This window comes from Flavobacterium collinsii (genome assembly GCF_946903285.1).
Classification (GTDB): Bacteria; Bacteroidota; Bacteroidia; order Flavobacteriales; family Flavobacteriaceae; genus Flavobacterium; species Flavobacterium collinsii.
The window spans coordinates 1,844,316-1,857,577 of sequence record NZ_OX336425.1; the positions used below are offsets into that span (position 1 = coordinate 1,844,316).

7 protein-coding genes are annotated in these 13,262 nt (G+C 36.1%); all 7 read left to right on the forward strand.

Going from position 1 to position 13,262, the window contains the following annotated elements; genetic code table 11:
* The first annotated feature begins 392 nt into the window (after positions 1-392).
* Positions 393-845, forward strand: coding sequence for an IS200/IS605 family transposase (gene tnpA / locus OGZ34_RS08045; protein ID WP_263362693.1), 453 nt, complete (start codon positions 393-395; stop codon positions 843-845).
* 712 nt (positions 846-1,557) lie between these two features.
* On the forward strand, positions 1,558-1,983 hold the full coding sequence (locus OGZ34_RS08050; protein WP_173965415.1) for a CBS domain-containing protein: 426 nt from the start codon (positions 1,558-1,560) through the stop codon (positions 1,981-1,983).
* A 158-nt stretch (positions 1,984-2,141) separates the two neighbouring features.
* Positions 2,142-4,433, forward strand: a complete 2,292-nt coding sequence (locus OGZ34_RS08055) for an NADP-dependent malic enzyme (protein ID WP_173965416.1) — start codon at positions 2,142-2,144, stop codon at positions 4,431-4,433.
* Positions 4,434-4,510: 77 nt separating this feature from the next.
* Entirely contained in the window at positions 4,511-5,092 is a 582-nt protein-coding gene (gene ruvA / locus OGZ34_RS08060; RefSeq protein ID WP_173965417.1) for a Holliday junction branch migration protein RuvA, read from the forward strand.
* Positions 5,093-5,116: 24 nt separating this feature from the next.
* Positions 5,117-12,334: a T9SS outer membrane translocon Sov/SprA gene (gene sov / locus OGZ34_RS08065; RefSeq protein WP_263362694.1), complete on the forward strand. Its 7,218-nt coding sequence runs from the start codon at positions 5,117-5,119 to the stop codon at positions 12,332-12,334.
* An 86-nt stretch (positions 12,335-12,420) separates the two neighbouring features.
* Entirely contained in the window at positions 12,421-12,801 is a 381-nt protein-coding gene (gcvH, locus tag OGZ34_RS08070) for a glycine cleavage system protein GcvH (RefSeq protein WP_173965419.1), read from the forward strand.
* A complete protein-coding gene (locus OGZ34_RS08075) occupies positions 12,794-13,177 on the forward strand; it encodes a VanZ family protein (protein WP_263362695.1) in 384 nt (127 codons plus the stop codon). Before gcvH ends, OGZ34_RS08075 begins: the two co-directional genes overlap by 8 nt.
* Positions 13,178-13,262 lie beyond the last annotated feature (85 nt).

Genomic DNA, 13,262 nt, shown 5'->3' on the forward strand with positions numbered 1-13,262 from the left:
GAAGAGTTGGGGGCATTTTTAAATAAATATCATGTAGCTTATGATGAACGTTTTCTATGAGATTAGTGCTTTCGCCCTTTCAGGGCTTAGAGAGGCAATCGTTTTTATATTCGTAGCGCGATGCACTACGCTATTGTTAAGGCTCTTTCAGAGCATGTTCGAAACGTTTATGATTTGAGGCTCTGTTTATAGTAAACTAAAATATTTTTAAGTGATATTCATAATCATAGATTTATAATGATAAGTACTTAAAGTCTATAAAAATGGGCTGAAAGTCCAAAAGCATTAGCATAGTGCGTAGCGCTATGAAATTAGCGTAGTGCGATTAATTAGACAATGAGTACCGCCCTGAAAGGGCAAAAGCAAAAGACAACAGTAAATAAAAGAACATTATGCCACAATCATTATCAAAAGTATATGTTCATTTAGTATTTAGTACTAAAAGACGTTATCCCTTTATTGACAATATTTTACAAGAGCGTTTATGGGAATATCTTGACGGGATTTGTAAAGGATTAGAATGCAATCCAATTCAGATAGGAGGCTATCAAGATCATGTACATGTACTGTGTTTACTATCTAAAAAAATCACCCAAATGAAATTGGTTGAAGAAGTAAAAAAGCAATCCTCAAAATGGATAAAAACAATAGACGATCGTTACGCGAAATTCTATTGGCAGGATGGTTATGGTATATTTTCTGTCAATCCATCAGAGCTAGAGAGAGTAATACGTTATATTAAGAATCAGGAAGAACATCATAAAAAGCGTACCTTCAAAGAAGAGTTGCTGGCATTTTTAAATAAATATCAAGTAGCTTATGATGAACGTTTTCTATGGGATTAGTGCTTTCGCCCTTTCAGGGCTTAGGTGACAATCGTTTTTATATTCGCAGTGCGGTGCAATCCGCTATTGCTAAAGCTCTTTCAGAGCAAGTTCGGAACGCTTATGATTTGAAGTTCCTTTATTATAAAAACAAAATATATTTAATTGATTATTCATAATGATAGATTTATAATGATAAGTACTCAAAGCCTTTAAAAAAAGGACTGAAAGTCAAAAAAAACATTAGCTTTCAGGGCTTAAGGTAGGAGTCATTTTTTATTTGTAATGGTAGATTGCGCTGTTACTAAGCCTCGTTTATTATAAAACAAAACACATTTAATTGATTTATTCATAATCATAGATTTATAATGATGAGTACTTAAAGTATGTAAAAAAGGGCTGAAGGCCCAAAAGCATTAGCATAGTGCGTAGCGCTATGAAATTAGCGTAGTGCACCGCACTACGATTAAATGGACAATGAGTATCGCCCTGAAAGGGCAAAAGCAAATCTTCAACAGATTTTTTTATTTAGAATAAATCTGACAATCAAAAAAACAATGCGCTTTTCGTAAAAAAAGATTAGAATTCGATCCGTTCTTTAAACTAAAATTTATAAAACACAAAATATTAGTTATTTTACTTAAAATGAATGTTTTATGATTTTAAAAAACTGTTTTTCATTGTGGTGTATCTACATTTTTTTCTAACTTTATAAATCTAAAATTTTTCAGATATGACTGTAGATCAAATACTAAACACAAAAGGGAAAAATGTTTATTCAGTTCTTTCAACGACAACGGTTTATGAAGCCTTAAAGGTGATGGGAGAGAAAAACATAGGAGCCATTCTTGTTATTGATGGTTCCGATTTAAAAGGAATATTGTCTGAGAGGGATTATGCTCGAAAAATTGTTTTAAAAGATAAATCATCGAAAGAAACCTTTGTGCATGAAATTATGGAAAGCAATGTTTTCTCGGTAAAACTTTCAAATAAGATTGAAGATTGTATGGAACTGATGAGTACCAAAAGAATCAGGCATTTACCGGTTTTGGAAGATGGAATTGTAGTGGGAATTATATCTATAAGTGATGTAGTTAAGGCCATTATAGAAATTCAGAAAGATACTATTAATCATTTAAACTCTTATATTTCGCAATAAAACAACCGAAAAATAAAACATATTAAAAAAATGGTCCAAATTATTTTGGGCTATTTTTTTTCGTCCCGAATTTTATTTTTAAGAAAAGAAACTGGTAAAAATATGCCATTTTAAAACAAGACTTATATCTTTGTAAGCTAGAATAAAAGCTAAAATAAATGAACAAAGAGAGTAAAAGAAGAGAAGCGTTACTGTACCATTCAGAACCAACTCCAGGAAAAATTCAGGTAGTTCCAACAAAAAAATATGCAACCCAAAGAGATTTATCTTTGGCTTATTCGCCGGGAGTTGCAGAGCCATGTTTAGACATTGCAGCAAACGTAGAAGACGTTTACAAATATACAGCAAAAGGAAATTTAGTTGCCGTAATCTCAAACGGTACCGCAGTTTTAGGACTTGGGGACATTGGTCCTGAAGCTTCTAAGCCTGTAATGGAAGGAAAAGGATTGTTATTCAAGATATTCTCTGACATTGATGTTTTTGATATTGAAATTGGTACAAAAGATATTGAAGAATTTATTCAGACCGTAAAAAACATTGCTCCAACTTTTGGAGGGATAAATCTGGAAGACATTAAAGCACCGGAATCTTTTGAAATCGAAAGAAGATTGGTAGAAGAATTAGACATTCCGGTAATGCACGATGATCAGCACGGTACCGCAATTATTTCGTCAGCGGCTTTAATTAATGCACTTGAATTAGCAGGAAAGAAAGCAGAAGATGTAAAAGTTGTAGTTTCGGGTGCAGGTTCTGCCGCGATTGCTTGTACAGATTTATATGTTTTGTTAGGAGTTCAGGTTAAGAACATCAAGATGTTTAATAGTAAAGGACTTTTAACAAAAGATAATTCTTCACTATCAGAGCTGCAATTGAAGTATGCTGTTGATGGACCTAAAATTGAATTGGCTGAAGCGATAAAAGGAGCTGACGTTTTCATCGGATTATCTTCAGGTGACATCCTGACGCCTGCAATGTTATTGACAATGAAAGAAAATCCGATTGTTTTTGCTATGGCAAATCCAAATCCGGAAATCGATTATAACTTAGCTACAGAAACTCGTAAAGATGTTATTATGGCTACAGGACGTTCAGACTTTCCTAACCAGGTAAACAACGTTTTAGGTTTTCCATATATTTTTAGAGGAGCATTAGACGTACGTGCTACAAAAATAAACGAAGCTATGAAAATGGCCGCGGTAAAAGCATTAGCTATCTTGGCAAAAGAGCCGGTACCGGAGCAGGTTAACGTAGCATACGGAGCAACAAAATTAGGTTTTGGTAACGATTATATCATCCCTAAACCATTTGACCCTAGATTGATTACCGTGGTTGCACCTGCAGTTGCAAGAGCAGCAATGGAATCGGGAGTAGCAAAAAATCCTATTACCGACTGGGCAGCTTATGAAGATGTGCTTCGCGAACGTATGGGGAATGACAATAAAATGGTACGTTTGATTACCAACCGTGCTAAAGTGAGTCCTAAAAGAATTGTTTTTGCTGAGGCAGATCAGTTAAATGTACTTAAAGCAGCGCAAATTGTACATGAGGACGGAATTGGTTTCCCAATTTTATTAGGAAACAAAGAAGTTATTTTAGAGCTTAAAGAAGAATTAGGTTTTGATGCTGAACTTGAAATTATCGACCCTAAAACGAATGAAGAAGAAGGAAGACGTAACCGATTTGCAAATTCTTACTGGGAAACAAGAGGAAGAAGAGGCGTTTCGTTACTTGATTCACAAAAATTCATGCGCGAAAGAAACTATTTTGCAGCTATGATGGTAAATGAAGGTGAAGCAGATGCTTTGGTAACAGGACATACAAGAAGTTATCCAACCGTAGTGAAACCAATGTTGCAATTGATCGAAAAAGCACCGGGAGCCTCATTAATTGCTACGGCCAACATGATGTTGACTTCACGCGGACCAATGTTCTTGTCGGATACAGCAATCAATATCAATCCTTCAACAGAAGACTTGATTAACATTGCAATCATGACGGCTAAAACAGCTAAAATGTTTGGTGTAGAGCCTGTTATTGCAATGGTTTCTTATTCAAATTTCGGATCTTCAACAAGCCCGAATGCATCAAAAGTGAGAGAAGCAGTAGCATATTTGCATAAAAATCATCCGGACATGATTGTTGATGGAGAGATTCAGGCTGATTTTGCATTGAATCAGGAAATGCTTGCAGAAAAATTCCCGTTCTCTAAATTAGCAGGTAAGAAAGTGAATACTTTGATTTTTCCTAATTTAGATTCGGCTAACATTACTTATAAAATGCTTAAAGAATTATACAAAGTAAATTCTATCGGGCCAATTATGATGGGAATGGGTAAGCCGGTTCACATTTTCCAATTAGGAGCAAGTGTTGAAGAAATGGTGAATATGGCTGCAATTGCGGTTATTGACGCTCAGGAAAAAGAGAGTAAAAAGATTAAATTAGCAAAATAGTATAGATAATAAGGTTCCAATAATATTGTCGTATTTTTAATGCATTTTTATTATATTTGACCTTAATAAATTATACTATGATAGCACATTTACAGGGGAAATTAGTAGAGAAAAATCCAACAGAAGTCGTAATTGAATGCGGCGGCGTGGGGTACCAGGTAAACATTTCTTTACATACCTTTTCATTAATTCCCAATGTAGAAAATATAAAATTGTATACGCATCTTCAAATCAAAGAAGATGCGCATACATTATTTGGTTTTGTAGAAAAATCAGAGCGCGAAATATTCAGAATGTTATTGTCGGTTTCCGGAATTGGAGCGAACATTGCCAGAACAATGTTGTCTTCTATAGAACCAAGACAAATTATCAATGCTATTGCCTCGGGAGATGTAGGCGTAATCCAGTCCATAAAAGGAATTGGAAACAAAACAGCACAAAGAGTTATACTTGATTTAAAAGAAAAAGTGTTAAAATTGTACGATTTGGACGAAGTTTCAGTCGTTCAAAACAATACAAATCGAGATGAAGCGTTATCTGCTTTGGAGGTTTTAGGTTTTGTTCGTAAAACTTCTGAAAAAGTAGTTGAGAAAATCGTAAAAGAAGATCCCGAAGCTACGGTGGAAACCATCATCAAAAAAGCATTAAAAAGCCTATAAAACCAATTTATTTAAACCAAGAGTATGCGTAAAATTTGTATTTTTTTACTGTTTTTATTTTGCGGTAATGTTTTGCGTGCGCAAGTAACCCCAACAGTTCAAGATACAACTAAAACACAATTCTCAGTTGGTAAAGTAGAGTTAGGAAATCCGCCAAGCATCCTTTCAGCGTATCGGTACGATCCCATAACAGACCGATATATTTATACCAGTTCGGTAGATGGATTTTCAATCAATTATCCTATTGTATTAACTCCTAAAGAGTATGAAGATTTAGTTTTGAAAGAATCCAGAAGAGATTATTTCAGAAAAAAATCAGATGCTATAGACGGTAAAAAAACAGGAAGTGAAGCTAAGAAAAAAGATTTGCTGCCCCGATATTATATTAATTCAGGACTTTTTGAAAGCATCTTCGGTAGCAATACGATCGACGTAAAGCCAACAGGATCAGTAGAAATGGACTTAGGGGTTCGATATACCAAACAAGATAATCCCGCTTTTTCACCTCGAAACAGATCGAGTCTTACCTTTGATTTTGATCAACGAATCAGCATGAGTTTACTGGGGAAAGTAGGAACCAGATTAGAAGTAAATGCTAATTATGATACGCAGTCAACCTTTGCTTTTCAAAACTTATTTAAGCTTGCATACACCCCTTCAGAAGATGATATTGTTCAAAAAGTTGAAGTAGGTAATGTGAGTATGCCTTTAAACAGTACACTTATTCGTGGGGCTCAAAGTTTGTTTGGGGTTAAAACCGTATTGCAATTTGGTAAGACAACCGTTACCGGTGTTTTCTCAGAACAGAAGTCGCAAACCAAGAGTATAGTTGCAGAAGGTGGCGGTACAGTTCAGAATTTTGATTTGTATGCGCTGGACTATGATAATGACAGACACTTCTTCTTATCGCAGTATTTCAGAAACAAATACGACGCCTCTTTAAAAAAATATCCTTTTATAGAAAGCCGAGTTCAGGTGACAAGAATAGAAGTTTGGGTAACCAACAAACAAAACAGGGTAGCAACCAACAACAATAACTTACGTAACATTATCGCGCTTCAGGATTTAGGAGAAGCACAGGTTACGGGAGTTCCGGACAATCAGGTGGTGGTGATAAGCAATCCGGTTGGATTTTTTAATAACCCTATCGATACACCAACAAACAACACCAACAATAAATACGATCCGGCTACTATTGGAAAACCCGGAGCCTACCTAAACTCTAATATTAGAGAAATCGTAACTGCGAAATCTGGATTCAATAATGCCAATACCAGTGAAGGAACAGATTATTCTGTATTGGAAAATGCCAGAAAGTTAACCGCAAACGAATTTACTTTCAATGCACAATTAGGATACATCTCTTTGCAGCAGCGTTTGGCTAATGACGAAATTTTGGCCGTAGCATTTGAATATACAGTTGGAGGGAAAATTTATCAGGTTGGAGAATTTGGTAGTGACGGAGTTGACGGGACAGTAGTTACCGGAAATAACAACGCAAATAAAGCGATCATCACACAAAGTTTAGTATTAAAAATGCTGAAAAGTAATTTGACAAACGTTCAGAATCCGGTTTGGAATCTGATGATGAAAAACGTTTATCAAATCCCTCAGGCTTATCAAATCAAACAAGACGATTTTAGATTAAATATACTTTACACAGATCCTTCTCCAATTAACTACATTACACCAGTTCCTGGAACCACTTTCCCTGCAAACCCAACCGCAGATAATAAAGTAGACCAGACACCATTATTGAATGTCTTTAATTTGGACCGATTGAATTACAACAATGATCCGCAAACCGGGGGGGATGGTTTCTTTGACTATATCCCTGGAGTTACAGTAGATGTCCAGAACGCACGGATTATTTTCACCACAAAAGAGCCTTTTGGAGAACTATTGTTTAGAAAGTTAAATACAGGTACAGGAGAAAATTATGACGATCCAAATTCCTATAATGCGAACCAGAAAAGATACGTTTTTAGGAACATGTATCGTAATACACAATCCGGAGCTTTACAGGACAGTGATAAAAATAAATTTTTATTAAGAGGAAAATACAAATCATCCGGAAGTAACGGTATTCCAATTGGAGCGTTTAATGTTCCTCAGGGATCTGTTGTCGTGATGGCTGCCGGAAGAAGATTGGTAGAAGGGATTGATTATAGCGTCGATTATCAATTAGGTCGCGTTCAGATTCTGGATCCTTCGCTTCAGGCTTCGAATACACCAATCGAGGTATCGCTGGAGAATAATTCAATTTTTGGACAGCAAACCCGAAGATTCATTGGTTTTAATGTTGAGCATAAAATTTCAGATAAATTTATCGTTGGAGGAACCTATTTGAAAATGAGTGAAAAACCATTTACTCAAAAATCAAGTTATGGACAGGAATCTGTAAACAATGCTATTTTTGGATTCAATGGAAATTACTCCACCGAAGTTCCTTTCTTCACCCGATTAGTAAATAAATTACCGAACATCGATACCGATGTTCCTTCAAATCTTTCGATAAGAGGAGAAGTAGCCTTCTTAAAACCGGATGCTCCTAAAGCCAGTGATTTTGAAGGAGAAGCTACTATTTATGTAGATGATTTTGAAGGATCACAGTCTACCATTGATATGCGATCAGCATATGCATGGAGTCTGGCTTCGACACCATTTGTAAATTCTATAAACGACAATACTTTTAATGCCAATTCCAATACATTAGAATATGGTTTCAAACGTGCAAAATTAGCCTGGTATACAATTGACCCTGTTTTTTATGCTTCAAAACCATCCGGTATTTCAAATGATGACTTGTCATTGAATACCACCAGACGTATTTATAGCAGAGAATTATATCCAAATACAGACATTGCTCAAGGACAGATTCAGGTGGTTAACACATTAGATTTAACGTATTATCCGTCTGATCGTGGACCTTATAATAACAATCCAAACTTTGCTACAAGTCCTGCCAGTTCTAATTTTGGAGGAATCATGCGTGCGTTGAACTCGACCAATTTTGAGCAGGGAAATGTCGAATACATTCAGTTTTGGGTAATGGATCCTTATGTGGGTAATGGCCAGGCGGCAGTTAACAATACCGGAAAAATTTATTTCAACTTAGGAGAAGTTTCAGAAGACGTATTAAAAGACGGAAGAAAACAATATGAAAACGGATTAGGTCCGGATCAGATTATGGTGAATCCGCGACCACTATGGGGAGACGTTCCGGCATCGCAATCTTTAATTTATGCCTTTGATAATAATGCGGGTAATCGTAGCAATCAGGACGTTGGTTTAGACGGTTTGCCAAATGGAAAAGAAGCTTCGGTATATACAAATTACGGAGGAGAAGAAGATCCTGCTGCCGACGATTATACCTATTATTTAAATACAGATGGAGGCGTTTTAGAGCGCTACAAAAATTATAATGGTACTGAAAGAAATTCACCTGTAAGTATAGATTCTCCTAACCGTGGATCAACAACATTGCCGGATGTGGAAGACATTAACCGCGACAACACCATGAGTACGATCAATGCCTATTATGAATACAGTATTGATGTAAAGCCGGGAATGCAGGTAGGGCAAAATTTCGTTACAGATATTCGTGAAGTTAGTAATGTTGAATTGCCAAACGGATCAACTACAACAGCAAGATGGATTCAGTTTAAAATTCCGGTTTCTCAACCGAAAAATACCATTGGAAACATCACCGACTTCAGATCGATTCGTTTCATGCGTATGTTCATGACAGGTTTTAGTAATCAAATGACCGTTCGTTTTGGAGCCTTAGATTTAGTTAGAGGAGAGTGGAGAAGATACACCGGTTCACTAGATGCCAACGACACTAATCCAGCTGATGACGGAACAGAATTTGATGTTTCGGCAGTAAACATTCAGGAGAATGGTACAAAGTGTCCTGTGAATTACGTAGTGCCGCCAGGTGTTCAGAGAGAGCAACTGTATAATAACAATACAATTATCAATCAAAATGAGCAAGCTTTGGCATTGCGCGTAGGAGGGTCTGGTTTGCAATATACAGACGCAAGAGGAGTTTTTAAAAATGTAAGTGTAGACATGCGTCAGTATAAAAAACTAAAAATGTTTTTACACGCAGAATCATTACCAAACGAGAATACTTTATTAGACGATGAAATGATTGGTTTTATTCGTTTTGGAAATGATTATACTCAAAACTTCTATCAGGTCGAAGTTCCGTTAAAAGTTACCAGAACAGGAGGGTCTTGTGCTATAAGTCCGGATCAGGTTTGGCTGGAAGAAAATAATATTGATTTGGCACTGGAATTATTGACCAGAATGAAAATTAAAGCCATGAGTATCGATATTAATTCTGACAAAAGAGATGTCAACGGAATTTATTATCCGGATGATGATTTAAGTATCAATGGAGGTGACGGAGACGGTAGGTTAAGATTGGGAATAAAAGGAAATCCTAATTTTGGATTAGTTAGAAATTTAATGGTAGGGGTTAAGAGTAGGGCAGATCATAAAGCGATAAAAGGAGAGGTTTGGTTCAATGAACTTCGAATGTCTGATTTGGAAAATAAGGGCGGTATGGCAGCCATCTTAAATATCGATACCAATATGGCCGATTTTGCTACTGTATCTGCTACGGGTAAGAAAAGTACAATTGGTTTCGGATCTTTAGAACAAGGAGCAAACGAAAGAAGTCGTGAAGATATTCAGCAGTATAATATTGTGACCAATTTGAATTTGGGTAAATTATTACCGCAAAAATGGGGGATCAACCTACCGTTTAATTATGCCATTGGAGAAGAAGTAATCACGCCGGAATACGATCCGTTCAATCAGGATATCAAACTAGATCAGTTGATCAGAGAAACTACTGATCCGGCAGAGAAAGACAACATCAGAACCAGAGCTATTGATTATACAAAGCGAAGAAGTATCAATTTTATCGGAGTGAGAAAAGACAGAGCGCCGGAACAGAAGCCGCATGTTTATGATGTAGAGAATTTGACTTTCTCGCAATCGTATAATCAGGTAGAACGTCACGATTATGAAGTAGCAGACTATGTAGACGAACAATCTAATACAGCTGTGAATTATGCTTACACCTTTCAGCCTAAAGAAGTAGTGCCTTTCAAGCAGACGAAATTCATGAAGAAAAGTGAGTACTGGAAAATGTTAAGTGATTTTAATTTTAATTATTTGCCCTCTAATATTTCTTTTAATACAAATGTTTTAAGACAAAGCAACCGTCAGCAATTTAGAGAAGTTGAAGTACAGGGAATCGGTCTGGATCCTTTGTACCGACGAAATTTTGCATTTAATTATCAGTACGGATTTGGTTTTAATCTGACAAAATCCCTGAAAATTAATTACACGGCGGCATCCAATAACATCGTAAGGAATTTTCTAAACGATGACAATACACCAAAACAGGATTTTAATATCTGGGACGACTATTTTGATATCGGAACACCAAATCAGCACTTACAGCAATTAGTACTGAACTATGATATTCCAATCAATAAAATTCCGGTTTTGAGTTTCGTAAAAGCGACCTATTCGTATACCGCCGATTACAGCTGGCAGCGTGCTTCGACAGCATTTTCTCAATATGTTGATAATAATGGAAACGAGTTTGATTTAGGGAATACCATCCAGAATGCCAACTCAAATACGCTTACGACAACACTTAACATGAATATGCTGTACAAGTATTTAGGATTAACTCCCGGAGCAAAAGCAGGAGCAAAACCTAAAGCAGTTGCGCCTCCAAAACCTGGAGAAAAAATTGTGAATACAGCAAAACCGGTAACCAGCAGCAGTCCGTTTTACGATGGCATGATTGGTATTCTGACAAGTGTAAAAAACATTCAGGTTAATTATACTAAAAATAGCGGAACGGTTTTACCGGGTTATACTCCTGGTGTTGGTTTCTTCGGAACGTCAAGGCCTACTTTAGGATTTGTTTTCGGAAGTCAGGATGATGTTCGTTTTGAAGCTGCGAAAAGAGGGTGGTTGACCACTTATCAGGATTTCAATCAAAGTTTTACGCAGGTAACAAATAAGCTCTTGAAAGTGACTGCGAATATCGATTTACTGCCGGATTTAAAAATTGATCTGAATATGGATCGCGCTTATTCTGAAAATAATTCAGAGCAGTATAGTGTTGTTAAAAATAATCTTACAGGAGATTTAGATTATAAGGCTTTGTCGCCGTATAATTATGGGATGTTCTCTATTTCAACAGTGCTTATCAAAACAGCATTCTCAACCAGTAGTGCAACAGAGTCCGCTGCATTTGATGATTTCAGAAACAACCGTTTGATTATAGCAAACCGTCTGGCGGAGGACCGTTATGGTGCGGGAGCTGCAATTCCGAGATATGGAGATGCTAATAACCCGATTCCGGCACCAACAGATCCTAATTATAAAGTATATGTTGCTAATGAAGGGTATCCAATAGGATTTACCAAAAGCAATCAGGCTGTTTTATTGCCTGCATTCTTAGCGGCATATTCCGGAGGTAATGCATCAAGCAGTTCGACAGATATTTTCAGAAGTTTCCCTATTCCAAACTGGAGTGTTAAATACAATGGTTTGATGCGTTATAAATATTTTAAAGACAAATTCAAGCGTTTCTCTTTACAGCATAACTACAGGGCGTCGTATACGATCAATCAGTTTCGATCAAACTTTGACTATAATGAAAAACCTAACGGGCAAGATGTGAACACTAATTTCTTTAACAAAACGATCATGTCAAACATTAACCTGGTGGAGCAGTTCAGTCCGTTAATCCGAATGGATTTTGAATTGAAAAGTTCATTGCGTGTACTTACAGAGATTAAAAAAGACAGAGCATTGTCTATGAGTTTTGACAATAATTTATTGACAGAAGTAAAAGGAATGGAATATGTTATTGGTCTGGGTTATCGTTTTAGAGATGTTATCTTCTCCTCGAGACTTGCAGATACTCCAACTGGAATTATTAAAAGTGATATCAATATTAAGGCTGATTTCTCGTATAGAAATAACGAAACATTAGTGCGTTATTTAGATTACGATAATAATCAGTTGGCAGCGGGACAAAATATTTGGTCGTTAAAACTTACGGCGGATTATGCTTTCAGTAAAAACCTGACCGCAATATTCTATTACGATCACTCTTTTTCAAAAGCTGTAATCTCGACATCATTTCCTTTAACCAACATTAGATCAGGATTTACACTTCGCTATAATTTTGGAAATTAATTTTTGGTTTCTAAAGGGGATTTTATTAGAAGATTATTACATTTGTGCCTCAATTATTAAATTACCAATTTTCAAACACAACTATTATGAGCATACCAGCAAATTTAAAGTACACAAAAGATCACGAATGGATTAGCATCGAAGGAGATGTTGCAACAGTAGGAATCACTCATTTTGCACAAAAAGAGTTAGGAGATATCGTGTATGTTGAAGTAGAAACTTTAGATCAGACACTTGACAAAGACGAAGTTTTTGGAACAGTTGAGGCTGTAAAAACAGTATCAGATTTGTTTTTACCATTAACAGGAGAAATCATTGCGTTTAATGACAGTCTTGAAAGTGCACCTGAAACCGTTAATTCTGATCCTTATGGAGATGGTTGGATGATTAAAATTAAAATTGCAGATGCATCAGAAATAGATTCATTATTATCTGCTGACGCTTATAAAGAACTTATAGGTGCCTAAACAATTGCTCTTAATCTGGGCAATTATCTGTTCAGGAATTATTACCTATTTTTGTTTGACGGATTCAAGTAATATTCCGGCAATAAATTTTCCGAGTATAGATAAGATTGTCCATTTTTGTTTTCATTTTGGATTTACAATTTCCTGGATTTTGTTTTTCAAAAAAGAGCTGAAAGGGAAAGCACCAGACGATTACAAAGCCTATTTAATTTCATTTATATTTTCTGTTTTTTTCGGAATTACAATCGAAATTCTGCAAGGTGTTTTAACGGTTACACGAGCATCGGATGTAACAGATGTTTTAGCCAATGCACTTGGAGCTATTTTTGGTATTTTTGCCGCAATAGTTTTTAAAAAACAAATAGATAAAATTTAGAAATATAGAAACCCACTTCGGTGGGTTTTTTTGTGCTCTAATTTTAACGCTTTCCAGGTTGGTCAAAACTTTGCGGCTTCGCGAC